This is a genomic window from Aeromicrobium choanae (genome assembly GCF_900167475.1).
Lineage (GTDB): Bacteria > Actinomycetota > Actinomycetes > Propionibacteriales > Nocardioidaceae > Aeromicrobium > Aeromicrobium choanae.
Genome location: NZ_LT796768.1, coordinates 2769929 through 2796604, shown reverse-complemented (window position 1 = coordinate 2796604; position 26676 = coordinate 2769929). Strand labels below are relative to the sequence as shown.

Annotated in this window: 27 protein-coding genes; 11 read left to right on the top strand and 16 right to left on the bottom strand. The window is 71.2% G+C overall.

Annotated elements, in window-relative coordinates; all coding sequences use genetic code 11:
- Window positions 1-2: 2 nt before the first annotated feature.
- From B5D60_RS13515 to B5D60_RS13485, 8 genes are all read left to right on the top strand, one after another.
- Window positions 3-1034, top strand: coding sequence for a FecCD family ABC transporter permease (locus tag B5D60_RS13515; RefSeq protein WP_078700645.1), 1032 nt, complete (start codon window positions 3-5; stop codon window positions 1032-1034).
- Window positions 1031-2098, top strand: coding sequence for a FecCD family ABC transporter permease (locus B5D60_RS17240; RefSeq protein WP_231948767.1), 1068 nt, complete (start codon window positions 1031-1033; stop codon window positions 2096-2098). The genes B5D60_RS13515 and B5D60_RS17240 overlap by 4 nt, the downstream gene beginning before the upstream one ends.
- Window positions 2095-2943 (top strand): ABC transporter ATP-binding protein, encoded by an 849-nt coding sequence (locus B5D60_RS17235; protein WP_231948760.1) that lies wholly within the window; start codon window positions 2095-2097, stop codon window positions 2941-2943. The genes B5D60_RS17240 and B5D60_RS17235 overlap by 4 nt, the downstream gene beginning before the upstream one ends.
- A complete protein-coding gene (locus B5D60_RS13505; protein ID WP_078700644.1) occupies window positions 2940-3938 on the top strand; it encodes an ABC transporter substrate-binding protein in 999 nt (332 codons plus the stop codon). The genes B5D60_RS17235 and B5D60_RS13505 overlap by 4 nt, the downstream gene beginning before the upstream one ends.
- Before the next feature lie 95 nt (window positions 3939-4033).
- Window positions 4034-4990 (top strand): alcohol dehydrogenase catalytic domain-containing protein, encoded by a 957-nt coding sequence (locus B5D60_RS13500; RefSeq protein WP_078700643.1) that lies wholly within the window; start codon window positions 4034-4036, stop codon window positions 4988-4990.
- Between the two features lie 61 nt (window positions 4991-5051).
- The gene (locus B5D60_RS13495; protein WP_153303024.1) at window positions 5052-6101 is read left to right on the top strand and encodes an FUSC family protein; all 1050 of its coding nucleotides are present in this window, start codon (window positions 5052-5054) and stop codon (window positions 6099-6101) included.
- A gap of 106 nt (window positions 6102-6207) precedes the next feature.
- Window positions 6208-7272 carry a helix-turn-helix domain-containing protein gene (locus B5D60_RS13490; protein ID WP_078700641.1) on the top strand — a complete coding sequence of 355 codons (1065 nt, stop codon included), beginning with the start codon at window positions 6208-6210 and terminating at the stop codon, window positions 7270-7272.
- Window positions 7273-7322: 50 nt separating this feature from the next.
- Window positions 7323-7799, top strand: coding sequence for an addiction module antidote protein (locus B5D60_RS13485; protein WP_231948758.1), 477 nt, complete (start codon window positions 7323-7325; stop codon window positions 7797-7799).
- Between the two features lie 4 nt (window positions 7800-7803).
- Here B5D60_RS13485 and B5D60_RS13480 read toward each other — a convergent pair whose 3' ends face one another.
- The 3 genes from B5D60_RS13480 to B5D60_RS13470 all read right to left on the bottom strand — a co-directional run bounded on the left by B5D60_RS13480 (window position 7804) and on the right by B5D60_RS13470 (window position 11836).
- Window positions 7804-8640: a sulfurtransferase gene (locus tag B5D60_RS13480; RefSeq protein WP_078700640.1), complete on the bottom strand. Its 837-nt coding sequence runs from the start codon at window positions 8638-8640 to the stop codon at window positions 7804-7806.
- A 234-nt stretch (window positions 8641-8874) separates the two neighbouring features.
- Entirely contained in the window at window positions 8875-10587 is a 1713-nt protein-coding gene (locus B5D60_RS13475) for an AMP-binding protein (RefSeq protein WP_078700639.1), read from the bottom strand.
- Window positions 10588-10723: 136 nt separating this feature from the next.
- Window positions 10724-11836, bottom strand: coding sequence for a ScyD/ScyE family protein (locus tag B5D60_RS13470; protein ID WP_153303023.1), 1113 nt, complete (start codon window positions 11834-11836; stop codon window positions 10724-10726).
- Window positions 11837-12022: 186 nt separating this feature from the next.
- Here B5D60_RS13470 and B5D60_RS13465 point away from each other — a divergent pair, with 186 nt between their 5' ends.
- Together B5D60_RS13465 and B5D60_RS13460 are read left to right on the top strand one after the other, a co-directional pair.
- A complete protein-coding gene (locus B5D60_RS13465) occupies window positions 12023-12616 on the top strand; it encodes a TetR/AcrR family transcriptional regulator (protein WP_078700637.1) in 594 nt (197 codons plus the stop codon).
- Window positions 12617-12664: 48 nt separating this feature from the next.
- Window positions 12665-13210 carry a MarR family winged helix-turn-helix transcriptional regulator gene (locus tag B5D60_RS13460; RefSeq protein WP_078700636.1) on the top strand — a complete coding sequence of 182 codons (546 nt, stop codon included), beginning with the start codon at window positions 12665-12667 and terminating at the stop codon, window positions 13208-13210.
- On the opposite strand, the gene B5D60_RS13455 is transcribed toward B5D60_RS13460, so the two are convergent.
- The 12 genes from B5D60_RS13455 to B5D60_RS13400 all read right to left on the bottom strand — a co-directional run bounded on the left by B5D60_RS13455 (window position 13211) and on the right by B5D60_RS13400 (window position 24854).
- Complete coding sequence (locus tag B5D60_RS13455; protein WP_078700635.1) at window positions 13211-13516, bottom strand: hypothetical protein; 306 nt, start codon at window positions 13514-13516, stop codon at window positions 13211-13213.
- Between the two features lie 89 nt (window positions 13517-13605).
- Window positions 13606-14118 carry a nuclear transport factor 2 family protein gene (locus B5D60_RS13450; protein ID WP_078700634.1) on the bottom strand — a complete coding sequence of 171 codons (513 nt, stop codon included), beginning with the start codon at window positions 14116-14118 and terminating at the stop codon, window positions 13606-13608.
- On the bottom strand, window positions 14115-14831 hold the full coding sequence (locus B5D60_RS13445) for an ABC transporter ATP-binding protein (RefSeq protein WP_078700633.1): 717 nt from the start codon (window positions 14829-14831) through the stop codon (window positions 14115-14117). The genes B5D60_RS13450 and B5D60_RS13445 overlap by 4 nt, the downstream gene beginning before the upstream one ends.
- Entirely contained in the window at window positions 14824-15909 is a 1086-nt protein-coding gene (locus B5D60_RS13440; RefSeq protein WP_078700632.1) for a branched-chain amino acid ABC transporter permease, read from the bottom strand. The genes B5D60_RS13445 and B5D60_RS13440 overlap by 8 nt, the downstream gene beginning before the upstream one ends.
- Window positions 15906-16781, bottom strand: coding sequence for a branched-chain amino acid ABC transporter permease (locus tag B5D60_RS13435; RefSeq protein WP_078700631.1), 876 nt, complete (start codon window positions 16779-16781; stop codon window positions 15906-15908). The genes B5D60_RS13440 and B5D60_RS13435 overlap by 4 nt, the downstream gene beginning before the upstream one ends.
- Window positions 16781-17524 carry an ABC transporter ATP-binding protein gene (locus B5D60_RS13430; RefSeq protein WP_078700630.1) on the bottom strand — a complete coding sequence of 248 codons (744 nt, stop codon included), beginning with the start codon at window positions 17522-17524 and terminating at the stop codon, window positions 16781-16783. Before B5D60_RS13430 ends, B5D60_RS13435 begins: the two co-directional genes overlap by 1 nt.
- A gap of 21 nt (window positions 17525-17545) precedes the next feature.
- Window positions 17546-18841 (bottom strand): ABC transporter substrate-binding protein, encoded by a 1296-nt coding sequence (locus tag B5D60_RS13425; RefSeq protein WP_172806365.1) that lies wholly within the window; start codon window positions 18839-18841, stop codon window positions 17546-17548.
- A 65-nt stretch (window positions 18842-18906) separates the two neighbouring features.
- Window positions 18907-19719 carry an enoyl-CoA hydratase/isomerase family protein gene (locus B5D60_RS13420; RefSeq protein WP_197684325.1) on the bottom strand — a complete coding sequence of 271 codons (813 nt, stop codon included), beginning with the start codon at window positions 19717-19719 and terminating at the stop codon, window positions 18907-18909.
- Entirely contained in the window at window positions 19713-20795 is a 1083-nt protein-coding gene (locus tag B5D60_RS13415) for an acyl-CoA dehydrogenase family protein (RefSeq protein WP_078700628.1), read from the bottom strand. The genes B5D60_RS13420 and B5D60_RS13415 overlap by 7 nt, the downstream gene beginning before the upstream one ends.
- The gene (locus B5D60_RS13410; RefSeq protein WP_197684324.1) at window positions 20792-21946 is read right to left on the bottom strand and encodes an acyl-CoA dehydrogenase family protein; all 1155 of its coding nucleotides are present in this window, start codon (window positions 21944-21946) and stop codon (window positions 20792-20794) included. The genes B5D60_RS13415 and B5D60_RS13410 overlap by 4 nt, the downstream gene beginning before the upstream one ends.
- Window positions 21943-22704, bottom strand: a complete 762-nt coding sequence (locus B5D60_RS13405; RefSeq protein ID WP_078700627.1) for an enoyl-CoA hydratase/isomerase family protein — start codon at window positions 22702-22704, stop codon at window positions 21943-21945. The genes B5D60_RS13410 and B5D60_RS13405 overlap by 4 nt, the downstream gene beginning before the upstream one ends.
- The gene (locus B5D60_RS13400; RefSeq protein ID WP_153303022.1) at window positions 22701-24854 is read right to left on the bottom strand and encodes an acetate--CoA ligase family protein; all 2154 of its coding nucleotides are present in this window, start codon (window positions 24852-24854) and stop codon (window positions 22701-22703) included. Before B5D60_RS13400 ends, B5D60_RS13405 begins: the two co-directional genes overlap by 4 nt.
- A gap of 119 nt (window positions 24855-24973) precedes the next feature.
- Between B5D60_RS13400 and B5D60_RS13395 the strand changes: the two genes are divergently transcribed.
- Window positions 24974-25936 carry a phosphotriesterase family protein gene (locus B5D60_RS13395; protein WP_078700625.1) on the top strand — a complete coding sequence of 321 codons (963 nt, stop codon included), beginning with the start codon at window positions 24974-24976 and terminating at the stop codon, window positions 25934-25936.
- An 8-nt stretch (window positions 25937-25944) separates the two neighbouring features.
- On the opposite strand, the gene B5D60_RS13390 is transcribed toward B5D60_RS13395, so the two are convergent.
- On the bottom strand, window positions 25945-26553 hold the full coding sequence (locus tag B5D60_RS13390; RefSeq protein ID WP_231949063.1) for a TetR/AcrR family transcriptional regulator: 609 nt from the start codon (window positions 26551-26553) through the stop codon (window positions 25945-25947).
- Window positions 26554-26676: the final 123 nt, after the last annotated feature.

Genomic DNA, 26676 nt, shown 5'->3' with positions numbered 1-26676 from the left:
GGATGACGACGACGGTCCAGGCGCGCCCGGACGGGACCCGCCGCACGCGGATGCCGCTGGCGGTCCTCGGCCTGTCGGTGGCGCTGCTGGCCGCCGTCGCGGCGAGCCTCCTCGTCGGCACCGAGACCCTCGCGCCCGATCGCGCGCTGGCCGGCCTGCTCGGGCACGGCGACGCGGAGGCGGAGGCGCTCATGCAGTCCTACCGGCTGCCCCGCACCCTCGTCGCGATCTTCGTGGGCGCGGCCCTGGGCACCGCTGGTGCGCTCATCCAGGCGTACACCCGCAACCCGCTGGCAGACCCCGGGATCCTGGGCGTCAACGACGGCGCGGCGCTCGGGGTGACCGTGGCCGTCGCGCTCGGGGCCACCGGAGCGGTCGGCACCCTGGTGTGGCCCGCCCTCGCCGGTGCCGGCGTGGCCACCCTCGCCGTGCTCCTGCTCGCGGCGACGGGTCGCGGACCCGCCACTCCCCTACGCATGACCCTCGCGGGCGTCGCGCTGGCGGCCGTCCTGGCCGGCGTCGCCACCGCGATCCGGCTCAGCGATCCCGACACGTTCGAGCGCTTCCGGTCGTGGGCCGCGGGCTCCGTCGCCGGCCGCTCGCTCGACGACCTGGCCGGCGTCGTGCCGTACATCGTGGCCGGACTCGTCCTGGGGCTCGTGCTGCTCAAGGCGCTCAACGCGGTCGCCCTCGGTGACGACGTCGCGGCCTCGCTCGGCGTGGATCCGCGCCGCACCAGGCTGCTCACGGTGCTCTCGGTGACCCTGCTGGTCGGCTCCGCCACGGCGGTGGCGGGACCGATCTGGTTCCTCGGCCTGATGGTGCCGCACGTGTGCCGCCTGCTGGTCGGCAACGACCACGCCCGCATCGTCCCGCTCTCGATGCTGGCGGCGCCCACGATCCTGCTGCTGGCCGACACGCTCGCCAGGGTGGCCGTGCCGCTGCGCGAGATGCCCGTCGGCGTCGTCACGGCGTTCGTGGGTGCGCCCGTCCTGATCTGGCTCATCTCCGGGCGGCAGGTGCACACCCAGTGATCACCCGTTCGCCCGCCGAGCAGGGCTTCGTCGTCGTCCGCGTGCCTCAGGGCCTCGCGATCTCCGGGCTCGTCCCGGTGCGTGCGGTGCTCGGATGCCTGGGCCTGCTGGTCGCCACCCTCGCCGTGACGGGCGCGGCCCTGATGCTCGGCGAGGTCACCTTCTCCCCGCCCGAGGTCGCCCGAGCGCTCTTCGGGGACGCGGCCCGCGACGTCGAGCTCTTCGTCGTGCAGTGGCGGCTCCCGCGGGCGCTGGCCGCCGCGGTGTTCGGCGCCATGCTCGGCGTGGCCGGCGCGATCTTCCAGTCCGTCACGCGCAATCCGCTGGGCAGTCCCGACATCATCGGCTTCACGGCCGGTGCCTCGGCCGGGGGCGTCATGATGATCGCCCTCGTCGGCTCGAGCTACCTGCTGGTGACGTGCGGCGCGGTGGTCGGCGGCCTGCTCGTCGCCGTCGCGGTCCTGCTGCTCGCGCGCGGCGGCGGCGTGGCGGGCTTCCGACTCGTGATCGTCGGCATCGCCCTGAGCGCGATGCTCAACTCCGCGCAGACCTGGATCGTGCTCACCGCCGACCTCGAGCTGGCCCGGGTCGCCGCGGTGTGGGGCTCGGGCTCCCTCAACGGGGCGAGCTGGGCGTACACGGGCCCCGCCCTGGTCGCGGGTCTCGTCGTGATGCTCCTGACCGGCGTCCTGCTGAGCCGGCCGCTCGGGCTGCTCGACCTCGGCGAGGACAGCTCGGCCGCACTCGGCGTGCCGCCGGGCCGCACCCGGCTGATCGCGGTGCTCACCGGCGTCCTGCTCGTGGCGATCGCCACCGCCGCGGCCGGCCCGATCGCCTTCGTCGCCCTCGCCGCGCCGCACGTCGGCCGCCGGGTCGCCGGCACGAGCGGTGCCTCGATGGCCCCGGCGGCCTGCGCGGGCGCGTTCCTGCTCGCGAGCGCCGACCTCGTCGCCCAGCACGCCATCCCCGACCGCTCGCTGCCCGTGGGCGTCGTCACGATCGCCCTCGGCGGCCTCTACCTCGTCTCGCTGCTCGTCCGCGAGAGCCGGAAGGGAACCCTGTGAACCACACCGATCTCGACCGTCCCGCCGCCCTGCGCGCCCAGGACCTCACGATGGGCTACGACGGTCGCGTCGTGGGCGAGCACCTCGACCTCGCCGTGCCCGAAGGGGCGTTCACCGTCATCATCGGTCCGAACGCGTGCGGCAAGTCCACCCTGCTGCGCTCGCTCGCGCGACTCCTCAAGCCCCGCGCCGGTGCGGTGCTGCTGGACGGCAAGGACATCCACCGGATGCGCGGCAGGGACGTCGCCACCCGGCTCGGCCTGCTGCCGCAGTCGGCCGTGGCGCCCGCCGGCATCACCGTGTTCGACCTCGTGCGCCGTGGTCGCTACCCGCACCAGTCGATCCTCACCCGCTGGAGCGAGGCGGACGAGCGGACCGTCCGCCGAGCGCTCGAGCAGACCGACCTCGTCGACCTGGCGGACCGGCCCATCGACGAGCTCTCCGGCGGACAGCGCCAGCGGGCCTGGGTCGCGATGACCCTCGCGCAGGACAGCCGGATCCTGCTGCTCGACGAGCCCACGACGTTCCTCGACATCGCCCACCAGATCGGCCTGCTCGATCTCTTCGCCACGCTGAACCGGTGCGACGGCCGCACGATCGTCGCCGTCCTGCACGACATCAACCACGCCGCCCGGTACGCCGACCACCTCGTGGTGATGTCCTCGGGCCGCATCGTCGCGCAGGGGTCGCCTCGCACCGTCCTGACCACCGAGCTGCTCGCGGACGTCTTCGACATCGACGCCGCGATCATCGAGGACCCGCTCAACGGCGGTCCTCACGTCATCACCCGTCACCACGGCCACTCCGCGCCCGTGGACGACCCGATCCGAAAGGTCACCGCATGAAGACCGTTCCCACCTCGCGAGCCCGGCGCGGCCGCGTCGTCCTGACCGCCGCCGCCGCGGCGCTCGCCCTCACCCTGAGCGCCTGTGGCTCGGACTCCGCGGCGTCCGGCGACGAGGCCGAGACCCGCACCGTGACCGACGCCCTCGGCACCGAGGTGAAGGTCCCGAAGGAGCCGAAGCGTGTCGCGACGCTGCACTACGCCGCGACCCAGCCCGTGCTCGACCTGGGGATCACCCCGGTCGGCCAGGGCTCGTTCGAGGAGGGGATCATCCCGGAGGACCTCGTCGAGACCGTCGCCGACGTCCCCGTCGTCACCAACGACGCCACCGAACCCCAGCTGGAGAAGATCACGGGCGTCGATCCCGACCTGATCCTGGCCCCGAACGTGCTCGAGGAGGAGGTCCTCAAGCAGCTCGAGGCCATCGCGCCGGTCTACGTGTTCACCCTGCGGGGAGGCGACCGTGCCAACTGGGCGCAACGCACCGAGGAGATCGCGGATGCGCTCAACGCCACCGAGAGGGTCGACGAGCTCGCCTCCGACTTCGCGAAGCGCCAGGAGGAGATCGCGACGACCTACGCCGACGTCATCGAGGGCAGGACGGTGGGCGTCATCGGCGCCTACGAGGAGAACAACTTCTACGCCTGGGGCGAGAAGAACATGAGCGGCACGCTGCTGGAGCCGCTGGGCTTCACGTGGTCCGCGCGGGAGGACGCCGTCGTCTCGAAGGAGAAGGAGCCCGAGGCCACGGTCTCGTTCGAGAAGATCGGGTCGACCGTCGGGGACGCCGACATCCTCTTCCTCGACTCGAACCTGCGCGAGGAGGTCAACCCGTTCATGGAGGCGCTGCAGGGCACGAAGCTCTACCAGCAGCTGCCGGCCGTGAAGGCCGACCAGGCCTACGTCATGGGCAAGAACACGGTCGCCGGCTACACCGACGCGCACTACAGCCTCGACCGCGTGGAGGACGCGCTCCAGGACCTGCAGGCGAAGTAGCCAACGAGCAGCGGGCCGACGTCGTCACCCGACGGCGCCGGCCCGTTGCCGTCTGCCCTTGACCTCAACGCCGGTTGAGGTTGTCCGATGGACCCATGCACGCGATACGACACCACGAGTTCGGTCCCGCCGACGTCCTGCGCCTCGAGTCCATCCCCGATCCGGAGCCGGCAGCCGGGCAGCTCCGCATCGCCGTGGAGGCCGCCGGGGTGCACCTGCTCGACACCTCCATCCGCGCCGGGGAGGCCTTCGGTGCCGGGCCGGCCCCCGACCTGCCGATCGTCCCGGGCCGCGAGGTGGCGGGCGTGGTGGACGCGATCGGCCCGGGCGTCGACCCCGGGTGGCTCGGCCGTCGCGTCGTCGCGCACCTCGGCTTCGGCGGCGGTGGCTACGCGGAGCAGGCGGTCGTCGACGCCGGGCGCGCCCATCCGATCCCCGAGGGGATGGACGCCGCCACCGCCGTGGCCGCGATCGGGACGGGCCGCACCGCCACCGCCATCCTGGAGCTCGCCGAGCTGCAGCCCGATGACGTCGTCGTGGTGACCTCCGCGGCCGGCGGGCTCGGCCCGCTGCTGCTGCAGGGCGCCACGAACGTCGGCGCACGCACCGTGGGGGTGGCCGGAGGTCCGGACAAGACCGCGCTGGTCTCGCGGTTTGGCGCCACCCTCGCCCTCGACCGCCACTCCCCCGACTGGCAGCTCCGGCTCCACGACGTCGGCACGCCCACCGTCGTCCTCGACGGGGTCGCCGGCCCCGTCGGGCGCGCGCTGTACCGCAGTCTCGCGCCGGGTGGTCGTCTCGTGCGCTTCGGCTGGTCGTCGGGTGAGCAGAACGACTACGCCGATCCGCAGCGGCGGGTGATCGACGTGCTGGGCCCGCCGATCCTCGACCGGATCGAGGAGTTCGAGTGGGCGGCGCTGGCCGCCGCGGCGGACGGGACCCGCGTGCCCCACGTCGGGACGGCGCTCCCTCTCGCCGAGGCGGCGGAGGCCCACCGCGCGCTGGAGACCCGGGCCGCGGTGGGCAAGGTCGTGCTGGTGGTGCCGCGCTGACCCGTCAGGGCAGTCCGGGCGCGGACGTGCCCGCCTGGCCCGGACGTGTCACGGTGAGGGGATGGAAACAGCGCGCGGGTGGCTCCTCGACCGGTGGGTGAATCACCCCCGAATCGCTCTCGCCCTGCGCGCGGCCGTCGCCGCGGCGATCGCCTGGACCCTCGTGCGGTTCGTCCCCGGCTCGCAGGACTATCCGTACTACGCGCCGTTCGGCGCCATCATCGCCACGACGTCGACCCTCGCGGGCTCGGTGCGCGAGTCGCTCCAGGCGGTCGGCGCCATCGTCGTCGGCGGCGCCATCGCGTGGCTCGTCGACACGGCGACGGGCGACTACGTCGCGGCCGTCACCCTGGCGCTCGTCGTCGCGCTGTCGGTCAGCGCGGCGGGATGGCGCGTCCTGGGCGCCATGGGCGGCTGGGCGCCGACCGCGGCGGTCTTCACGCTGATCATCGGCCATGGCGAGGCCCAGTTCATCGGCGCCTACGGGGGGCTCACGCTGTTCGGCGCGCTCGTCGGGATCGTCGTCAACATGGTCTCCCCACCGCTGCCGCTGGCCCCCGCACGGTCCGCCGTGGGCCACACGCGCGAGGTGCTGGCGGAGCAGCTGCGCGAGATCGCCGACCTCATGGTCGAGCACGAGCTGCCGACCCTCGACCAGTGGCACCGCGAGCACTCCGAGCTCCGACGCGCCCGGACCGAGATGCGCGACGCCGTGTCGCGCGTCCACGAGTCGCTCACCGCGAATGCTCGGGCGCGACGCCACCGCGACGCCCTCGCGGTCCTCACGGAGGAGGCCGACAGCCTCGACCGCGTCTCGCTCTTGGTCTCCGACGTCGCGGACCTGCTCCTGCGGCCCCACGGCGTGCCCGGCGATCCCGCGACCCAGACCGTGCTGAGCGACGAGGTCCGCGAGCCGATCGCGCGTGCCATGCATCGGGTCGCCGACGCACTCGACGCCTACGGGCACGGCGCCGACGTCGATCCCCGGCTCGAAGCGGCCGACGTCGAGCTCACCGCGCTGCTCGAGAACCGGATCGGCGAGACCCACGAGCAGCTGCTCGTGGACAGCGTCGTGCTCTCCCTGCGGCGGGCGCTCGACACCTTCGCCTGACCTCCGCCGGGGCATCGCCGCAGGTCAGAGGCACAGGCTTGACGGTCGAGTCCCGATTCGGCCCGGGAATTCCATCGACCGGCTCCCGCGCTGGTTGACTCGTCGCATGACATCGTCGAAGAAGGCCTTCGGTCAGTTCGTGACCGCGAAGCGCAAGGCCGCGGGCCTCACGCAGGCAGGGCTGGCCGAGCGCCTGTTCGTCACCGAGTCTGCGGTCTCCAAGTGGGAGCGCGGGGTCTCCTACCCCGACATCTCGATGGTCGCTCCCCTCGCCGAGCACCTCGGCGTGACGGAGGGCGAGCTGATCCGGGCCAGCGACGACGTGGTGGCGGCGCGGGTCGACCGCGAGGCTCGCTTCTACCGCCGCTGGCGCGCGGGGATCCTGTGGACGACCGCCATCGGCTACGCCATCGCCCTCGTCGCCTGCCTCATCGCGAACCTCGCCGTCGAGCAGACCCTGAGCTGGTTCTGGATCGTCCTGGCGTCCGTGGGCGTGGCCTTCAGCCTCACCACCCTGCCGCTGCTGGTCGCGGAGCGGCGGGTCCCCACCGTGGTCGGTGCGTTCCTGGTCAGCCTGCTCGCCACGTTCACGGTGGCCTGGGCGATGAACGGACGCGGCGAGTGGCTGCCGATCGCCGCCGGAGCAGTCCTGCTCGCCGTCGTGGTGCTCCTCGGCCCGCTCGCGCTCCGCCATGCGCCCCTGCCGGCACCGTGGTCACGGCACGAGGTGGTCATCGCCCTGGCGCTCGACACGGTCGCCCTCCTGGCCTTCCTCTTCGTGGTCATGCTCGCCACCGACCAGCTCGACACGTGGTGGAGCCAGACCGTCCCGATCACGGCCCTCGCGCTCGTCTATGCGTGGGTCGTCGCGCTCGTCAGCTGCTACCTGCCGACCTCGCGCCTGATCCGCGCAGCCGTCGTGATCGGCTTCAGCGGCATCTACGCCTGGTTCTTCCGGACGGCCGTCGGGCGGATCCTGGACGAGCCCAGCCAGCCGGTCGACCTCGCCCGGTGGCGCGACCCGTACATCAACGGGAACGTCTCACTCCTCGTGCTGATCGCCTGCCTCGCGATCGCGGCGGTCCTCGTCGTGGTGTCCGCCGTGCAGGCGTCACGCGAGCGGCGCCCGGCGCCCGCCGTGGACTCGCACGGCCTCTCCGGCGCCCCGTGAACGTGTGACGCAGCGGCTCGCTGGTCAATGGCAGGCACAGAGGGAGGCACATGATGGCGATCACCCGTGAGGTGTTCCAGAGATTCGATCCGGCAGACCATCTCAACGATCTCGCCGACGTCACGGACCATCTGCAGATCGCGCTCCACGCCTCACGTGAGGACCCGACGGCGGTTCCTCGCGCGCTCGGAGTGATCGCTCGGTCGCGGAACATGAGTGAGCTGGCACGCACGGTCGGCATGAGCCGCGACGGGCTCTGCCGCGCCTTGTCCGAGAACGGCAATCCTCGATGGTCGACCGTCATCAAGGTCACGCAAGCGCTCGGACTGAGATTCGAACTGCACCCCGTCGCCCAGCCGGCGCCGCGATCCGAGCACTCACCCGACGCTCGCAGCGAAGGCGGGTGGGTCGTGACGACGACGCGCGGCTCTGCGGCGCCTGCCAGTTCGAGCTCCTCGTCGAGGACCCGCCGGGCGGGCTTCACGAAGGGCTCACCCCCGAGGTGTACCTGCGAGCGCCGGCCTTGACGCGTCAGCCCTGCGCGAGCGGCCGGTCGGGATCGGCCGTCCACGCGTTGAGCGAGCCGTCGTAGACAGCGACGTCGTCGCGACCCAGGCCCTTCAGCGCGAAGGCCACCGCGGTCGCGGCGATGCCGCCGCCGCAGTACGTCACCGGTGCCACCTCGGGATCGAGCGCGCCGACCGACTCGAACAGCGGGCGCAGCTCGTCGAGGCTGCGCTGCCGGCCCTGGTCGTCCACCAACTCCGAGAACGGGACGTTCACGCTTCCCGGGATCCGGACGCCCGAGAAGGACTCCCGGTCGAGCGAGTTGATGAGCAGCACGGAGGAGTCCTGCGTCGCGGCCTCGACGTCGGCCGTGGCCACGCTGCGCTCGGGGTGCCGCTCGGCCCTGAACGAGGCGGGCGCGGTCGAGGCGTCGCCAAACTCGACCGGCAGCCCGGCGTCCTGCCAGGCCTTGAGCCCGCCGTCGAGCACCACGACGTCCTCGTGCCCCTCGAACGCGAACTGCCACCACAGGCGCGTGGCCCAGATGCCGTTGACCGTGTCGTAGACGACGACGGTGTGCTCGTTGCCGATGCCGAGCTCGCCGACAACGCGGGCGAACTGCTCGGACGGAGCGGCCTCGAACGGCGCCTCGCCGTCGTGGACGGTGAGGTCGGTGAGCTGGTCGGCGAAGACCGCCCCGGGCACGTGGCCCTCGCGGTAGGTCTCGCGACCGGACTCGGTGTGCGCGCCGTCGTCGTCGAAGGTCAGGTGAACGGTGGCGTCGACGATGCGGATCGACGGGTCGTCGAGCCGGTCCTTGAGCCACTGGACGTCGACGAGGCGGGGATGCGAGGAGGTCATGCTCCGAGCCTAGGTCGGCACGGCGCCCGTGGTTCCTCGTCTCACCTGGTGCGCAGCACACAGGCGGTGGTCACCGACGTGCGCCCAGACGCAGGCGCTCCCACCCGCCCCCGTTCCACTTTTGGAAACGGATTCACCTCGGATCGCCGCGCAGCGGTGAATCCGTTTCCAAAAGTGGAGAGATGGAGCGGAGGCGGCCGAGCGGAGGCGGCCGAGCGGAGCGGCCGAGCCGGGCTACTCCCCCGGCGTGAACAGCTGCTGCACCTGGCGCCGCATCACCTTGCCGATCTGCGAGCGCGGCAGCTCCTCGACGACCTCGACCCGGCGCGGGAGCGCGTAGCGGGCGAGGCGCTGCTCGCCGTGCGCGCGAACCGCCTCGACCGAGGGCGCGTCGGCCCCCGGCTCGAGCACGAAGGCCGCCAGGACCTGGTCGTCACCGCCCGCCGTGGCCATGCCGACGACCGCGACGTCGACGATGCCGGGCATCAGGCGCAGGTGGTCCTCGACCGTGGACGGGTACACCTTGAAGCCGCCGACGATGATCATCTCCTTGACCCGGTCGACGAGCGTGACCCAGCCGGTGGGGTCCACCTCGACGACGTCACCGGTGCGCAGCCACCCGCCGTCGAGCAACTGGTGCGCGGTCTCCTCGGGCCGGTTCAGGTAGCCCGCGAACACCTGGGGTCCGCGCACGAGCAGCTCGCCACGTCGCACGCCGTTCCCGTCGGACTCCACCTCGCGCGTGTGGTCGTCGATGTCGACGATCCTCATGTCGGTGTTCGGGAAGGGCACGCCGAGGGTGCCGGGGCGGCGGGTGGGGACGCACGGGTTCCCCAGCGCGATCGGCGCGCACTCGGTCATGCCGTAGCCCTCGATGAGCAGTCCTCCGGTGAGCCGCTCCCAGCGCTCGACCGTGGCCGGCGGGATCGGCATCGCGCCGGCGAACCCGAGCCGAGCCTGCCGCAGTCCGTCGAGGGACGCCTTCGGCGCGGAGTCGGCCGCCACCGCGATGCGCTCGAACATCGGGGCGACGCCGGCCATGAACGTGGCGGGCCGGCGCCCGAACGCCTTCAGCACCGTCTCGGGCTCGAAGTTCGGGAACATCACCAGCGTGGCGCCGATGTGGCCGGGCAGGTTGAGGCAGAAGGTCAGGCCGAACGCATGGAAGAACGGCAGCACGCCGTAGACCGTCTCCTCGCCCTGGCGGAAGGACGCCCACGCCTGACCGTGGACGACGTTCGCCACGAGGTTCCGGTGCGTCAGCATCGCCGCCTTCGGCGTGCCGGTCGTCCCGCCGGTGTACTGCAGCAGGGCGAGGTCGTCCGCCCCCACCGGCGCCGCCGGGACCTCGCCGTGAGCCCGCTCCAGCAGCGTGTGCCAGTCGGGAACGCCCGCAGGGACGGTGCCGCGCAGCGCGCTGCGCTTCGCCCGCGCCGCCTTCACCGGCAGCTTCAGCAGCAGCTGGGCCGAGCGCGGCAGGTCTCGGCTGATGTCCACGCTCACGACCTGCAACGTCGAGTCCCCGCTCGCGGCCAGCACGGTCGCCACCACCTTGTGCCAGACGAGCGCGTGCTGCGCCCCGCAGTCGACCAGCAGGTGGGCCAGCTCGGCCTCGGTGTAGGTCGGGTTGAGGTCCACGACGACCGCGCCGAGCCGCAGCACCGCGTGGTACGCCACCAGGTGGCTGGGGCTGTTCGGCAGCACCAGCGCGACGGTCCCGCCCGGCCTCACGCCGAGGTCGCGCAGGACGACCATCGCGCGGCGGATCGCCCGCTCGGTCTCGGCATAGGTCGCCGTCGCACCGAGGAAGTCGGTCGCGACCCGGTCGGGCCACCGCTGCGCGGCTCGTTCAAGACCGGCCGTGATCGGCTCGTCGGGGATGTCGATCTGGGTCGGCACGCCCGGTCCGTAGTGGACGGACCAGGGACGCTCACCGTGCTCGTGCATGTTCCTGCCTAGCGGGTCGAGGGTCGGATGCCTGCGGGCTCCGACTGACCTCCCGAGTCTAGGAGCCGTGGGGGCACGGCGAGAGGCGCCGGTCCGAGTACCGGCGCCCGCCGCGCACGACCCGCGTGACGTCCGGTCAGGACGCCCTGCGGAACGCGCGGTCCGAGACCTTCACCACCTGGCCGGCGCCCTCGATCCCGAGGAAGCCGGCGATCGACCACGCGGTGGCGTACAGCGACCTGCCCGCGAGCACCACGCCGGTGGGCATGGTCACCTGGGCGTACGTCCTCTTCCCCCACGGCGAGACCTTGACGATCTGGCCGACGGTGGCCGGGTCGAACTCGGGTCCGGGCTCGCCCTCGGGCATGCCCTCCAGGACCTCGGTGACGTACATCGTGCCGTCCCTGCCCACCGCGATGCCGGTGGGTGCGGTGAAGCCCTTGATCACCTTGCGCACCTTCGCGGTCCGGGCGTCGAGGACGTAGACGCGACCCTCGCCGGGCGCCTCACCGGTCAGCGCCGACACGTAGATCGTGTTGCGCGGGCCGTAGGCCAGTCCGGTCGGGACGGAGTCGCAGCCCGTGTGGGCGGCGTCGTTGTTCGGCCGGCCCGCGCAGGCGCCGGTGTTGACGGTCGGCGGGACGAAGAACGTCGACACCCGGCCCTTCGAGTTCACGCGCAGGACCGCGTTCGCGCCACCGTCGGCGACGAGCACTCCTGCGTGGCGTCCTCGCTCGGCGAGGAGGCTGAAGGGGTTGGACAGGGCGTCGAGCGGCGTGGTCCCGTCGGGCGCGAACTGGGTCTGGCCGTCGGGGTTGTACTTGAGCTCGTGCGCCATCAGGTCGGCGAAGACGCTGACCTTGCCCTTCGAGGCCACCAGCACCGACGATCCGGGGTAGGGCCCGGCCGGAGCCGAGGGATCGGCCTCGCCCGTCACGATGGCGATGTGCTTCCCCACCCTGACCGCTCCACTGGCGGCGTTGGGCCCGAGGCCGCTCACCAGGGTGCGCACGCTCCCCCGCTTCCTCGGGTCGACCGAGATGACACGGCCGGCTCCGGACTCCATGACGAGCAGGCGATGGTGGCCGTCCCGGGAGATCTGGAACGGCCCTTCGAGGCCGCCGGCGACGACGCTGATGGGGCGGGGCGCGGGCCGGTGCTTGCCGTGGGCGGAAGCAGATGGCGCGAACGCGAGGGCGACGCATGTCACGGTCGCGGCCGTGGTGACGACTCGAAGTACTGGGCGCATCTCGGACTCCTAACGAGGGGGGACGGTTCCCGAGATAATGTGACCTACATCACACCTAGCACGGAACGCGCGCTCGGTGAACCCCCCTCCCGGGCCCTCCTGTCCGTGGCTCGGGGACTGTAACCGGGTGTTCCCCGAGAAGCCCGAAAGGATTCGACCTAGGCTCACCGGGACGGAGGTGGCAACGTGGTGAGGCTCCACGCGGAGGAACGACGCAAGCAGCTGCTCGCTGTGGCGCGCGAGGAGTTCGCGCGCGTCGGACCGGAGGGCGCGCGCATCAGCGACATCGCCCGGCTCGCCGGCGTCAACGTTGCCCTCCTGTACCGCTACTTCGACTCGAAGGAGCAGCTGTTCGAGGAGGCGATCGTCGAGCCGATCGACCACCTCCTGCAGGACGTGCTCGCCCAGACGATCGCCGGCAGCATCAACGGATCGTCCGAGGCGGTCAAGATCTTCTACCGCTCACTGCTCCTGGTGTTCGTGGAGTACCTCGACCTGTTCAACGTGGTGCTGTTCCGCGATCGAGACAGCGGCCAGGAGTTCTACCTGCGTCGCATCGCGCCGTTCATCGACTCCCTCGTGGACCAGGTCCGAAGCGCCGACGAGCTGTGGTCGCAGAAGGCGGACCCGAGGCTGACGGCCCCCATGTGCGTGGGCATGTGCTGGGGCGTCGCCATGGACGCACACTTCCGAGGCATCGACCTGGACGCCGAAGGGGTCGCGGAGACCCTGGCGGCGATGACGTTGAACGGGCTCTCGGGCCGACCCCCGTCGAGTTGACGGCGATCCTGCTTGGCCCGTACCGGAGCGCCCACTAGCGTCGGCGCCATGACGCACAGCGGCCCATGGCTCGACGACGACGAGGCCGAGGCGTGGCTCGCACTCGTCTCCATCATCGAGGTGCTGCCGGCCGCGCTCGACGCCCAGCTGCTCCGGGACGCCGACCTGACGTTCTTCGAGTTCCTCGTCCTCGTGCAGCTGGCGGAGGCCGGGGACGAGTCGATGCGCCTGTCCGATCTCGCCGCCGCCACCCACACCTCGCCACCGCGACTCTCGCGCGTCATCGCCCGGCTGGAGAAGGACGGACTGGTGACGCGGACGGCGGACTCGGACGACGCGCGGTCGCGCCACGCGGACCTGACCGACACAGGATGGCAGCGACTCGAGACCGCCTCCCCCGGGCACGTCGAGCTGGTGCGCGAGATCTTCGTCGGGCCCCTCACCCGCGAGCAGCTCGGGCAGGCCCGCCGGATCGGCAGCCGCATCCTCGCGGTGCTCGATCCCGGCGGCAGCGTGCTCGCCGGCACGCGGGACTCCACCCGCGGTCGTCAGGGACTCTCCCGCTTGCCCGAACGGCCCGGCGCTCCCGACTGATCAGGTCCGGTGGACCTTCCAGAACCCGAGGATGAAGGTGGCGATCGCCGAGCCCAGGGCCATCGCGACCCAGAAGGCCAGGTCCCACGAGGTGGTGGTCGCGCCCTCCTGAGCGGGCTGCTGCACCAGCTGGACGAACGAGAACAGCCAGACTGCGGCCGTCAGCACCATGAGACCGCGCAGGACCTGGCCGCCGCGCTTCGTCGGCTGTCCCGGGGCAACGGCATCGGTGTCCCGCTCGGTGACTGATTCCTGAACACCGTGACCGCCGTCGTGGCGGAGATCCGAGGTCTCCGACGCGCCCATTGACTTCCTCCTGGAACTAGTTGTAGATACAACTTTCTGAAGCCAGTCTAGGCCGGACTCCCGGGGCCCACAACTCGCGCGTGACGGGCTCAGCCGCGGACGTAGCTCGGGTCCTCCTGCGACTGGTGAGGCGTCGCGAAACCCGTGCGCCAGCGTGCGCGCGGCGGCAGCGCGTGGACGTCGTAGTAGTCCAACGCCACCACCCGTCGCGCGACGCGCCAGCCCGCCTCGGGCCGGTGCTCGAACCGGTCGAGGTAGCGCACTCCGAGCGTCTCGAGGACCTCCCCCGAGCCGTCGGCGTCGGGCAGCACGTGGCGCGCCGTCGCGTAGCTCTCCACGTACGCCACGTCGCCGGCCAGGTCGATGTCGATCTGGTGCAGCGCGTGCATCGAGCCGCTCATCGCGGAGACGTGCCCGATCACCCACTCCACGAAGCCGTCGGGGCCGCCCCGGTACTTGTCGCCGTGGTCCTCGACGGCGTCGTCGTGGTACGTCGCGCGGATGAGGTCGGCGTCGCAGCGGTCCACGCCTCGGCAGTAGGCCGTGATCCGGGCGCGGATCCGCTCCTTGGCGACCAGCTCCGACAGCTCGTGGGGCGTCAACCGACCGCCGCCGAGCCGAGGTAGGCCTCCTTGACCTCGTCGTTCTGCGAGACCTCCGCCATCGTGCCGGTGGCCACGATCGTTCCCTGGTTGAGGACCACGACCTTGTCGGCCAGCGCGTTGACCGCCTGCAGCACGTGCTCGATCATGACGATCGCCACGCCTGCTTCACGGCACGCACGGACCTGCTCGATGACGACGTCGACCTCCGCCGGCGTCAGCCCGGCCATGACCTCGTCGAGCAACAGGATCTTCGGCTTGGCCGCCATGCCGCGCGCGCAGTCGACGATGCGGACCATCGCGGTGGGGATGTCCCCCAGCGCCCGGCCGCGGTACTGCCAGAGACCGAAGCGTCTCAGCTCCTCCTCGGCGATCGAGTTCGCCTCGCGGTACGAGCTCGCCGTGCGATAGGCCGACATCGCCACGCACTCGAAGACGTTCAGCTCGGCGACGTTCCCCGAGACCTGGAAGGTCCGCGCGACTCCCTCGCCGAACACCTTCGCCGGCGCCATCCCAGAGATCTCGTCCCCGTCGAGGCGGATCGACCCCGTGTCGGGCGTGAGGTAGCCCGACACCAGGTTGACCAGCGTGGACTTGCCCGCGCCGTTGGGACCGATGAGGGCGGTGACCTTTCCCGACTCCGCCGTGAAGGACACGTCGGTCAGCACCCTCAGTCCACCGAACCGCTTGGCGACACCCGTGACCTCAAGCATGAGCGACCTCCTTCTCCGTCTCGTTGCGCCGTTCGTCCTCCAGGTCGTCTGGACCCGGATCGCTGCCGTCGCCGAACAGGCGCTCCAGCAGGGCGTTCCACATCGGCACGATGCCGTCGGTGCCGAACCGCACGAGGAGGATCACGATGACGGCGTACATGATCTGCGTGTAGCTCGACACGTTCGAGCTGGACACGTCGAACGACCGCAGCAGCTCGTCGAGCGCGGCGATGCCGATGCCCGCGACGATCGGTCCGGCGAGGGTGGCCGAGCCGCCGATGATCGCGCCGACCATCATCGCGATGCCGATCTCCATGTTCAGCACGGAGTCGTAGCTGACGAAGTTCGTGTACTGCGCCATGAGTGATCCGCTCACCGCGGTGAGTCCCATGCTGAGGCCCATCGCCCCCGCCTGGTTGCGCACCACGTCGATGCCCATGCTGGCTGCCATCTGGGGGTCCTCGCGGATGAAGGCCAGCGACCGGCCGAAGCGGGTGCGCTTGATCATCCACGCGGTGCCGATCACCATCAGCGTCAGCAGCACGAGGGCCACGAAGTACAGCGGGATGGGGTTGGTGAACCACTGCAGGTGCAGCAGCCCCTCGTCCGCCGACAGGTTCTGCAGCCCGTCGTTGCCGCCGGTCACCGACCACGACGCCGCGATGCCGGCGATCGCCAGCGACAGCGCCATGGTGCCGAGCGCGAAGAAGAAGGCGTTGACGCCGAACCGGCTCATGATCAGGCTGACCACGACCCCGACGGCCGCGGAGAGCACCATGCCGACGACGATCGCCAGCCACACGTTCCAGCCATGGGTCCAGGTCAGGATCGCCACCGCGAACGCGCCGATCCCGAAGCCCGCCACGTGGGCGAGCGACAGAAGGCCCGTCAGGCCTCCGGCGATGTTCCAGGTGAAGTTGCGCATCGCGAAGATGAGCGCCACGAATCCGACGCTCACCAGCGGCGACTCGACGACGAACGGGTAGATCACCGCCACGACGACGGCGACCGTCACGATGACCGCGTTGATCTTCTTGACCGGCGTGTCGAAGCGCCGCAGCACATCACGGATGCTCATGAGACGGACACCTTCCTGCGCAGCACGAGTCCTTGCGGCCGGACGAGGATGACCACGAGGAAGAGGAGATAGATCGCCGACGTCGCCAGCGAGCCGGAGACGAGGATGCTGCCCGCCGCCTCGGCGATGCCGAGCAGGATGCCGGCCGAGAGCACGCCCCACAGCGACTCACTGCCGCCGACCACCACGACGATGAACGCCTTGATCGTCAGGTCGAGGCCAAGGTGGGGCGAGACGGGCTGGAACGGAATGAGCAGCGCACCGGCCACCGCCGCGATCGCCGCGCCGAGCGCGAACGTCGCGCGGTACACGCGGGTGTAGTTGATGCCCACGTGGACGGCGCCCTCGAGCGACTGCGAGCACGCCCGCATCAGGCTGCCGAACCGGGTGCGGTAGACCAGCCAGGAGACCGCGAGCGCCAGCACGAGGCTGATCGCACCCGCCGCCAGGCGACCGGAGCCCACCGTCACGCCGAGGACCTGGATCGCGTCGAAGGGCCAGGGGTTGGCGATCTTCTGGTACGGCTCGGGGAACATGATCTGGAAGAAGTACTGCATCGCCAGGCCGAGGCTGATCGTGATCACCAGCTGGGCGTGACCCGGCTTGTGCAGCGTGGACTCGATCAGCGTGCGCTCGACCAGGTAGCCGAACGCGCCGGACAGCGCCACCACGACGAGCGTGGCCGCCAGGAAAGCCGGGAGCGAGGTCGGGCCGAACCACAGCAGCCCATACATGCCCAGCAGGACGAAGAAGCCGTGCGCGAAGTTGACGACGTTCATCACGCTGAAGATGAGGTACAGCCCCAGGCCGATCAATGCGTAGATCAGCCCCTGGAGCACCCCGGTCATGAGGATCTGGGTCAGTGTCGACATCAGCCGACTCCTTTCTCTTCACCCGTCGGCACGGCGCCGAGGTAGCCCGACTCGAGCAGGGGCGAGTCGCGGAGGTCGTCGCTGGACTCCGAGGCGATGACCGCACCCGCGTCCAGGACGTGCGCCCACGAGGACATCGAGAGCGCCTGGTGCACGTTCTGCTCGACGAGCAGGATGGAAAGGCCCGTGGCCGAGATCTCGCGGATCGTCGCCATGATCGAGTCGATGACGACCGGCGCCAGGCCCAGCGACGGCTCGTCGAGGATCAGCAGCCGCGGCTGCAGGGCCAGTCCCCGCGCGATGGCGAGCATGCTGCGCTCGCCGCCGCTGAGCGTGCCGGCGAAGTTCGTGGCACGCTCCTGCAGCCGGGGGAAGAGGTCGTAGAGCTCGTCACGGCTGAACCGCGCTCCCCCGGCCTTGGCGCCCTTGGTCTGCACGATGTCGAGGTTCTCCTCGACGGTCATCGCGGGAAAGAGCCGCCGCTCCTGGGGAACCACGACCAGGCCGCCGTTCACGAGGTCCCAGGGCTTGCGGCCACGGACGTCCTCGCCGAACAGCTCGAATCGGGTCGCGCGCGTGGGCAGGATGCCCAGGACGCCCTCGATGAAGGTGGTCTTGCCGGCTCCGTTGGAGCCGACCAGTGCGACCAGGGACCCGCCCGGGATCGTCAGGTCGATGGACCTGACGATCTCCGAGCGGCCCCGCCACACACTGAACTGCTCGACGAGCAATGCGGTGTCCATGACGATGTCCTTGATCCCGCGTCAGCGCTTCGGGTAGATGATCTTGGCGTTGGCGACGTCGTCCGGGAACACGGGCACGTACTTGCCGTCCTGGATCTGCGTCACCAGGCCGACCGCGGCCGCGTTGAACCCCTGCTCGTCGAAGTCCACGCCGTGGCTGACGATGTACAGCCCGTTGTCGTCGCCGTTGATGCCGGAGATGTCGACGTCGCGCAGCGCCTTGGTGAGCGACTCCTTGTCGTCCACGTCGTCCGCGTTGCGCAGCGCCTCGGCCACGACGGCGGCCGCCGAGTAGTAGTACGCGCCGACGCCGTCGGGCGACTGGCCGTCATAGGCCTCCTTGTAGTCCTCGACGAAGCCCTGCGGCGTCTGCTTGGCGTCGTCACCGGGCTTCAGCTCGGCCGTCCAGTAGTTGCCGGCGACGTCACCGTCGGCGGCCTCGGCTCCCACCGAGGAGATGAACTGGGCGTTCGTGTTGCCGCCCAGCGATCCGAGGGTGGCCTTCGGCTGCCAGCCCGAGTCCTGCAGGGCCGGGTAGAACTGGAACGCGCTCTGCGGGTTGCCGCCGAAGATCAGCAGGTCGGGATTGGCCGCCTTGGCCTTCGCGACGAGGGGTCCGAAGTCGCTCGTGGACGCCTCGTCGAACGTGATCGTGTCGATCAGCTCGACGTCGGGGAACTCCTTCTCCAAGGTGCCCGTCCACGCCTGGCCCGCCTCGGGGAACGCGCCGGTGCTGGCGTTGATCAGGAACGCCGTCTTGATCGGGTCACCGGCATCCTGCGACCCCTTCATCACGGCGCGGACGCCCTGGGCCGACCAGCCCTGGTCCGCCAGGACCGAGGGCGCCAGCTTGAACACGTGGGACCGGCCCTCGCCGATGATCACGTCGCCGGCCTCCATCGGCACCAGGAGCGGGACCTTCAGCTGATCGGCGGCCTGCGCGCCCGTCACGGTCAGCGGCGTGGAGGACGCACCGAGGATGATGTTGACGTCCTCGCCGACGAGGCGACGCATGAGGGCGGGCACCTCCTCGGGCTTGGAGCGGTTGTCCAGCGCGACGACCTCGAGGTCGCGGCCGTCGATGCCGCCCGCCTCGTTGATGTCGTCGACGGCCAGCTTGAAGGAGTTCAGGCTCTGCACGCCGTAGGGAGCGGCGATGCCCGTCAGGGCCGCCACCACACCCACCTTGATCGGTCCGTCGCCGTCGCCCTCGTCGTCCCCGCCGGCGCATGCCGAGAGGAGCAGGGTGCCGGCCAGGGGCAGCGCAATGGCAGCCCGCAACGCCGAGCTGGCTCGGCCTCGTCGTGTCGACTTCATTGTCAATCTTCCTTTCGGGGGGTGGTGGGCTCCGGTGAGCCCGTGGCGCTCCGGTGCGGGCCGACTCATCGGCCACTCCAGATCGGTTCTCTCTTCTCGCGGAAGGCGCGAGCGCCCTCCGCACGGTCCTGGCTGAGGTACGGGCTGGGACCGGGGTCGAGCCGCAGCGCGGCGGCGATGGGCAGGGTCGAGCCGAGGTTCACCATCGCCTTGTAGCGACGGATCGTCACGGGGGCGCGGGAGGCGATGAGCTCCGCGGTGCGGTCGGCCTCGGCCTCGAGCTCGTCGGCCGGGAGGGCGCGCGACACGAAGCCGATGCGCTCGGCGTGGGCGGCGTCGAAGGGCTCGGCGCCGTAGAGGATCTCGAAGGCGTGGGTGTGGGCGACCAGGCGCGGGAGCATCTGGCTGCCGAAGTTCGCGCCGAGCCCGACCTTGGCCTCGGGGAGCAGGAAGCGGGCGTCGTGCGACGCGAGCCGGATGTCGCAGGCCATCGCCAGCTCCATGCCCCCGCCGACGACCCAGCCGTCGAGGACGGCGATGGTCGGCTTCCGGCACTCCAGGACCGCCTCGTAGACGTTGCGGGTGGCGCCGTTCATGGGCTCGTACGGAGCCGCGCCCCGATCGTCGCCGGACGCCATCTCCTTGAGGTCGGCGCCCACGGAGAACGCCCGGCGGATCGTCGAGCCGAGCGTCACGGCCCGAACCCGCTGGTCACGGTCCAGCTCGGCGAAGGTCTCGACGAGCTGGGCCTGCAGCGAGGAGCTGAGGGCGTTGAGGCGCTCGGGCCGGTTGAGCCGGACGTCGGCGACCGCGCCACGGAGCTCGACGAGGAGCTCCGGGCCGGGCTCGACGTCCTCGACCTCGACGGCGGTCACCACGGGACCGACTCCCCCACCTCGCGGGCCGCGACGGCCGGGTGCGGCGGCGTCAGCACCTCCCACAGTCCGGGCGCCTCGGGGAAGATCAGGCGATCACCGAGGTAGTGCGCCCACTCGTGCTGCGTGCCGTACTCGTCCTGCCAGCTCCACAGGCGCCGCGTGAGGAGGTGGAGGCGGTGCTCCTCGGTGGCGCCGATCGCGCCGAACACCTGGTGGGCCGAGCGGGCGTGGCGACCGGCCTGGATCCCGAGGGTGACCTTCGCTGCCGCCGCCGTCATCACGCGGTGCTCGGGCGCCGCCATGAAGGTCGCCTCGACCGCGGCCCGCGTCGCGGCGGCGGCCTGGGCCACGGTCACGACGTGCTGCTGGATGGCCTGGAACGACCCGATCGGCTGACCGAACTGGTGGCGCTGGCCGGCGTACTCGACCACGAGGTCGACGACCGAGTCCATCGCGCCGGCCGCGGCGGCGGCGCGGAGCAGCGCACCGCGGGCCCGGGCCTCGCGGGGGCCGAGGGCGGAGTCGGTGGACACCTGCCCGGCATCCACGCGCTGGCGCTCGACGTGCACGGTGTCGCGCGGCTCGCCGGCGAAGTTGCTGCCCTCGGTCATCCGCTGGGGCTCGAGGGCGACCAGTGACGTCGTCCCGTCGCCGTGGCGGGCGAACGCGAGGACGACCTCGGCGTGACGGCCCCACGGGACCCGGCGCAGCGCGCCGTCCACGACGAGCCCGTCGTCGTCCCGGTCCACCACGGTCAGGACCTCGCCGGTCGAGACGGCGGGGACCGCCAGCCCGCCCGGCAGCTTGATCCCGGCCGACGCGGCCATCCACGCCGCGAGTCCGGCCTCCACGAGTGGAAGCCCGAGCGCCTGCGCGCCGACGGCGGTCGCCACGGCGCAGAACTCCGCCAGGCCGACCTCCGGCTCGGCCGGGTCGATCGAGGCGTACCCCTGCTCGTTCAGCGCGGCCCACAGCTCGGGGTCCCACGTCGCGACGGCGCCGTGACCGTCGCGGGCGGCGCGCGCCCCGACGATGTCGTCCAGGGCGCTGAACAGCTCCTGTGCCAGCTCGCTCATGCCGATTCCTTCCTCGTGCGCCGCAGCGACTTCCAGACGACGGTCCGCAGCACCTCGTTCGTCCCGCCGCGCAGCGTGAACGTTGGCGCGGTGATGACCGCGTCGGCCAGCAGCCCTTCGAGTCCCGGCGCGCCGGGGTCGAGCTCCCCGCCGGCGAGCGTGCGGAGCTGCTCGATCGCCTCCTGCTCGAACTGCGTCCCGAGGTCCTTGACCAGCGCGGCCTCGACGGCGGGCGTCTCGCCCCGGTCGAGAGCGCGGGCGATGGACAGCGACATCGAGCGCAACGTCATGTAGGTCGCGAACGTGCGGCCCAGCGACGTGCGAACGTCCGCCGGCACGTCGGCCGTCTTGAGCTGCTCGAACATCAGCGCCAGCACGGGCATGACCGACATGAAGCGGTCAGGACCGGAGCGCTCGTGGGCGAGCTCGGAGGTCACCTGGTGCCAGCCGTCGCCGACGTTGCCCAGGACCATCGAGTCCGGGACGAAGACGTTGTCGAAGTGCACCTCGTTGAAGTGGTGGAAGCCGTTCAGGAGCCTGATCGGCGAGACCGAGACGCCCTCGGCGCGCAGGTCGACGATCAGCTGGCTGAGGCCGATGTGCTTGCGTCCCTCCGCGGGCGACGTGCGGCACAGGGTGATGACGTAGTCGCTGTACTGGGCGCCCGAGGTCCAGACCTTCTGGCCGTTCAGCAGCCAGCCACCCTCGGTGCGGGTGGCGCGCGTGCGCACCGACGCGAGGTCCGAGCCGCTGTCCGGCTCGCTCATGCCGAGGCAGAACCACACGTCGCCGGCGACGATGCGCGGCAGAAACTCCCGCTGGTGCTCCTCGCTGCCGAAGCGCACGAACATCTGCGCGGTCTGACGGTCCCCCACCCAGTGCGCGCTGATCGGCGCCCCCGCGGCGAGCATCTCCTCCACCACGACGAACCGCTCCACCGCGGTCCGGCCGGGGCCGCCGTGCTCCTTCGGGATCGTCATGCCGACCCAGCCTCGGGCGGCGACGCGACGGCTGAACTCCATGTCCGCCGCGGCGTTGATGCCCAGACCCACGCTCAGGCCGTTGGCCCGCTCCTGCGCCATGAACTCGCGCACCTCGTCACGCAGGCGCAGCTCGTCGTGGGTCAGCGGCTCGGCCGCGAAGCGCATCATGCCTGGGCCTGCGTCTGCTTGAGCCGGCGCGCCTGGGTCCACAGCTGCACGCCACGCTCCACCTCGAGGGCCGCGGCCCACGGCAGCGGCGTGGACTGCGTCTCGAGGTTGAAGCTGCGCTTGGCGCGGCGCGCGATCAGCGGGTCGCGAGCCACCAGCTGCGCGATCTCCGCCGCCGTCTTCTCCGTGTCTTCGTCCGGCACGCACACCCCGGCCATGCCGAAGGCCTTCGCCTCGACGCCGGAGATCTCCTGGCTGAACAGGCCGAGCAGCGACGCGGCCTCGCGGCCAGCCAGCCGGCGCACCAGGGTGAAGAAGCCGCCACCGGGGTGGATGCCGGCCTTGAGGAAGCCCGCCATCAGCCGCGCGTCCTGCGACACCACCCGCAGGTCCGCCGCGAGGGCCAGGTTCAGACCCGCACCCACGGCGGAACCGCGCACGGCGGCGATCGTCGGAGCCTTCAGCTCGCCGAACCGGACGAACGATCCGTACATCTCGTCGGTGTCCGCGTACGCCTCGTCGCTGAGCGGGTCGTCGCCGTAGGTGTCGGCCCACGTCGACGTGTCGGCTCCCGAGCAGAAGGTGCCACCGGCGCCCTGGATCACGGTGCACCCGATCGACGGGTCCGCATCGATCTGCTCGCACACCGCCCCGAGGTCGTGAGCCATCTGCTGCGTCAGGGCGTTCTTGATGCGGCTGTTGTCGAGCGTGATCACGGCGACCGCTCCCACGCGGTCGAGGCCAATGCGTCCGGTCATGCTGTCTCCGTTTCGAGGGTCATCAGGAAATCCAGGGCGAGTACGGGCCGCTCGGCGCGGTCGAGGACCCGCACGGGGTTCACCTCGAGCTCGCGCAGGGCCGGTCCGGCGATGTCGGCGAGGTGGCTGATTCGCGACACGAGGTCGGCCACGGCGTCCACGTCCAGCGGCGCGGAGCCGCGGAAGCCGGTGAGCAGCGGGGCCGCCTTGAGCTCCATCAGCAGCGAGCCCGCCCGCGCGGCGTCGACCGGAGCGAAGGTGGTCGCGGTGTCCGCGTACAGCTCGGTCGCGGTGCCGCCGAGCCCGACGGTCACGAGGGGAAGTCCCCCGTCCGTCCGGGTCACGCCGACGATCAGCTCGACGCCGGCCGGCACCATCTCCTGCACGAGGACGCCCTGCGGCTCGTCGGCAGCGAACTCGTCCAGCATCGTCGCCGCGACCGCGCGCACCTCCGCGGCAGCGAGGCCGAGGCGGACCCCGCCGCGCTCTGTCTTGTGCGCGATGCCGGGTGCCTGGATCTTCACGACGTACGTGCCGTCCGTCTCCAGCGGGAGGGCCTCGATGTCCGCGGGCCCGGTGGCCAGGTGCGCCTCCGGCGTCCGGATCCCGGCGGCGGCGAGGACAGCCTGCGCCTGCGACTCCGTGACGGTCCCGTGGAGGTCGTCCAGCAGGGCCCGCACCGCGGCCTCGTCGAAGTCCGCGGGACGTCCTCGGGGCGCGGTCGGCGCAGCGACGCGGCGCAGCGAGCCGATCGCGCGCATCGCCTGCTCGGAGGAGTCGAAGACGGGAACGCCGGCCTCGCGCAGGATCTCCCGGCCCTTGACGGTCTGCTCGCGGGCCGCCGCCCACACCAGGGCGACGGGCTTCTCCACCCGGGGAATCAGGTCGGCCAGGGCGGTCGCCATCGTGGCCGCCAGCTCGCCGGTGACCAGGGTCAGGGCGATGACCACCGCGTCGACCTCCGGAGCGTCGCAGCCGATCCGGCACACCTCGATGAAGTCGTCGACCTCGCTGGACCGGAAGATCTGGGCCGTCACGTCGACCGGGTTGTCGACGGCGCCGAAGTCCGGGACGAGGGCGGACAGCCGCCGCTGGGTGTCGGCGCTCAGGTCGTCGATCGTCAGGCCGAGCTCGTGGGCCTTGTCGGCGGCGAGGCTGCCGGCCCCGCCCGACGTGGTGATGACCGCCGTGGACGGACCCTGGCTCGGCGGGAGGGCGAGGTGGGCGTGCGCCAGGCGGACGAGGTCGTCGATGTCGCTCGCCTCGACGACGCCGTACTCGCGCGCGGCGACGCGGTAGGCGCCGTCGTCGCCGACGATCGCCCCCGTGTGGGACGCGGCGGCCTTGGCGCCCGCGGCGCTCGTCGCCGACCGCAGGACGATGAGCGACCGGCCGAGCTCGTGGGCACGGGCGGCGAGGTCACGGAACTCCGCCTCCCCCACCGCGCTCTCGAGGTACAGCGCGAGCACCTCGGTGTCGGGCTGCTCGACGAGGTGGCGAGCGACCTCGACGGTGGTCAGGTCGGCCTGGTTGCCGGTGCTCACCCAGCTGGAGATCCCGATGCCCTGCTCGCGGGCCAGGCTCAGGATCGAGCCACCCACGGCGCCGCTCTGGCCCACGTAGGCGAGCCCGCCGCGCCGGACCGGGCCGAGCTCGAGGGCCGCCGTGAACGTGCCGTAGAGGCGGTGGGCGGTGGAGAGCACGCCCTGGCAGTTCGGGCCGATGACGCGGACGCCGTGCTCGCGCGCCGCTGCCGTCAGCGCTGCCTGCTGGCGCACGCCCTCCTCCCCGGTCTCGGAGAACCCGGACGCGAAAACGACCGCTGCGCGGGCGCCGGCGGCGGCCACCTGAGGGATGAGCTCCACCGCCGCGGCGCCCGGCACCATCAGCAGCGCCAGGTCGACCGGCTCGGGAAGGCTCGCCAGATCGGGGTAGCAGCGCAGCCCGCGCAAGGTCTCGTAGCCGGGATTGACCGGGAACACGTCGCCGTCGAAGCCGAACTCCGTCAGGTACTGCAACGGGCGTGCGAAGGGATTCCCCTCGCGACCGGAGGCGCCGACGATCGCGATGCGTCGGGCGTTGAACAGCGCGCCGATGCCGGGATCCAGCGCTCGGTGCTCGGCCTGGTGGGCGGGTGTTTCGACGGACACGGTCCTGCTCTCTGTACCGGTGGGGCGCTTGACAAGCGCTCGCTTTACTGTGTTGGCTGTCACACACCAAACATGAATCTGGCGCCACTGTCAACTGCCTCTCCACGAAATGGGTTTCCATGACCTCCATCGCCACCGCATCCGGCCGCTCCGTTCCCGTGACGGACCTCGGGCACACGCTCATGCACGAGCACGTGTTCGTCTTCAACGACGAGGTCGAGCGGAACTACCCCGGCCGCTGGGACGAGGAGGTGCGCGTCGCGGACGCGATCACGAAGCTCGAGTCGGCGTACGACCAGGGGGTCCGGACCATCGTCGACCTCACGGTCCTCGGCCTCGGTCGAGACCTCCCGCGCGTCCAGCGCGTCGCCGAGCAGGTCCGGATGAACATCGTCGTCGCGACCGGTCTGTACACGTACGACGACGTCCCGATGTTCTTCAAGTTCCGTGGTCCCGGCCTGCTCATCGACGGGCCCGAGCTGCTGACGGAGTTCTTCGTCAAGGACCTCACCGAGGGCATCGCCGACACGGGGATCAGGGCCAGCATCATCAAGTGCGCGACCGACGCCCAGGGCATCACACCCGGGGTCGAGCGCGTTCTGCGCGCCGCCGCCCGCGCCCACCGCGAGACCGGCGCACCGATCTCCACCCACACCCACGCGCCGACCGAGCGCGGCTCGGACCAGCTGGCGGTCTTCGTGGAGGAGGGCGTCGATCTGTCACGTGTCGTCATCGGGCACTCGGGTGACACCACGGACCTGGACTACCTCCAGCGCCTACTCGACCGCGGCGTCTACCTGGGCATGGACCGGTTCGGTCTCGACCTGATGCTGTCGTTCGAGGACCGCGTGGCGACGGTCGCGGCACTGTGCGAGCGGGGGTATGCCGACCGGCTGGTCCTGGCCCACGACGCGTCCAGCTACACGCACAATTTTGACTTGGACGCCAAGGAGAAGTTGATGCCGAACTGGCACTACGAGCACATCCACACCGACGTGCTGCCGGCCCTGCGCGACCGCGGCGTGACCGAGGCCCAGATCGATCAGATGCTGGTCGCCAATCCGGCCGCGATCCTGGGGTGACGGACCGGTCAGTCGGGGACGGGGATCCCGAGCGACTGGGCCCACATGCGGCTGAGTGTGGTCACGACGGTCTCGGTGTCGTAGTCCTCGTCGAAGTTCAGCCACATGTAGCAGAAGTTGCTGACCATCGACGTCAGCGCGTCCGCGGCCACCTGCGCCGGCAGTCGGGGGTCAATGACCCCCGACTCCTGCCAGCGCCGGATGCCGCGCTCGGTGCGAGCCCGGAACATCGTGCGGGTCTCACGACGCATCGCCTTGAACTCCGGGCTGAAGGTGGCGACCTGCTCGAGGATCATGATCATCCCGGCGTCGGCCTTGTACCCCTCGACGTAGCGGCGCGTGGCCGCCTCGATGCGCTCGTACGGCGACGCGCCCTCGGGCAGGCGCGAGGCGGCCACCTCGAACATGCGACCGTTCACCTGGGCGATCGCGGCACGGAAGATGTCTTCCTTGGAGTCGAAGTAGTTGTAGAAGCTGCCGTTGGCCGTGCCGGCCTCGGTGGTGATGTCGGTGATCTTGGTGTCGAGGAAGCCCTGGCGCGCGAAGACCACCGCGGCGGCGTGGAGCAGGTTGTCCCTGGTCCGCCGCCCGCGATCGGTCAGCTGCTTCTCCTGCATCGGCGCCACGTCCGCCCCCTCGTCTCGACTTCTCACCCTCGGGCATTGTGCACGACGCACGAGCCCTGCGGAGGTCGGCTCCACCGAAAGAATTGTAGTTGACAGTGGCGCCAGATTCAACTT

What these genes read in the sequence shown, in the direction of transcription:
- B5D60_RS13435 (WP_078700631.1), bottom strand. Translation starts at nt 16,781, where the DNA reads ATGTCGACACTGACCCAGATCCTCATGACCGGGGTGCTCCAGGGGCTG.
- B5D60_RS13415 (WP_078700628.1), bottom strand. Translation starts at nt 20,795, where the DNA reads ATGAGCGAGCTGGCACAGGAGCTGTTCAGCGCCCTGGACGACATCGTC.
- B5D60_RS13490 (WP_078700641.1), top strand. Translation starts at nt 6,208, where the DNA reads ATGACATCGTCGAAGAAGGCCTTCGGTCAGTTCGTGACCGCGAAGCGC.
- B5D60_RS13475 (WP_078700639.1), bottom strand. Translation starts at nt 10,587, where the DNA reads ATGCACGAGCACGGTGAGCGTCCCTGGTCCGTCCACTACGGACCGGGC.
- B5D60_RS13500 (WP_078700643.1), top strand. Translation starts at nt 4,034, where the DNA reads ATGCACGCGATACGACACCACGAGTTCGGTCCCGCCGACGTCCTGCGC.
- B5D60_RS13460 (WP_078700636.1), top strand. Translation starts at nt 12,665, where the DNA reads ATGACGCACAGCGGCCCATGGCTCGACGACGACGAGGCCGAGGCGTGG.
- B5D60_RS13410 (WP_197684324.1), bottom strand. Translation starts at nt 21,946, where the DNA reads ATGATGCGCTTCGCGGCCGAGCCGCTGACCCACGACGAGCTGCGCCTG.
- B5D60_RS13470 (WP_153303023.1), bottom strand. Translation starts at nt 11,836, where the DNA reads ATGCGCCCAGTACTTCGAGTCGTCACCACGGCCGCGACCGTGACATGC.
- B5D60_RS13425 (WP_172806365.1), bottom strand. Translation starts at nt 18,841, where the DNA reads ATGAAGTCGACACGACGAGGCCGAGCCAGCTCGGCGTTGCGGGCTGCC.
- B5D60_RS13485 (WP_231948758.1), top strand. Translation starts at nt 7,323, where the DNA reads ATGATGGCGATCACCCGTGAGGTGTTCCAGAGATTCGATCCGGCAGAC.
- B5D60_RS13395 (WP_078700625.1), top strand. Translation starts at nt 24,974, where the DNA reads ATGACCTCCATCGCCACCGCATCCGGCCGCTCCGTTCCCGTGACGGAC.
- B5D60_RS13480 (WP_078700640.1), bottom strand. Translation starts at nt 8,640, where the DNA reads ATGACCTCCTCGCATCCCCGCCTCGTCGACGTCCAGTGGCTCAAGGAC.
- B5D60_RS13440 (WP_078700632.1), bottom strand. Translation starts at nt 15,909, where the DNA reads ATGAGCATCCGTGATGTGCTGCGGCGCTTCGACACGCCGGTCAAGAAG.
- B5D60_RS13495 (WP_153303024.1), top strand. Translation starts at nt 5,052, where the DNA reads ATGGAAACAGCGCGCGGGTGGCTCCTCGACCGGTGGGTGAATCACCCC.
- B5D60_RS13405 (WP_078700627.1), bottom strand. Translation starts at nt 22,704, where the DNA reads ATGACCGGACGCATTGGCCTCGACCGCGTGGGAGCGGTCGCCGTGATC.
- B5D60_RS13390 (WP_231949063.1), bottom strand. Translation starts at nt 26,553, where the DNA reads ATGCAGGAGAAGCAGCTGACCGATCGCGGGCGGCGGACCAGGGACAAC.
- B5D60_RS13430 (WP_078700630.1), bottom strand. Translation starts at nt 17,524, where the DNA reads ATGGACACCGCATTGCTCGTCGAGCAGTTCAGTGTGTGGCGGGGCCGC.
- B5D60_RS13445 (WP_078700633.1), bottom strand. Translation starts at nt 14,831, where the DNA reads ATGCTTGAGGTCACGGGTGTCGCCAAGCGGTTCGGTGGACTGAGGGTG.
- B5D60_RS13515 (WP_078700645.1), top strand. Translation starts at nt 3, where the DNA reads ATGACGACGACGGTCCAGGCGCGCCCGGACGGGACCCGCCGCACGCGG.
- B5D60_RS13505 (WP_078700644.1), top strand. Translation starts at nt 2,940, where the DNA reads ATGAAGACCGTTCCCACCTCGCGAGCCCGGCGCGGCCGCGTCGTCCTG.
- B5D60_RS13455 (WP_078700635.1), bottom strand. Translation starts at nt 13,516, where the DNA reads ATGGGCGCGTCGGAGACCTCGGATCTCCGCCACGACGGCGGTCACGGT.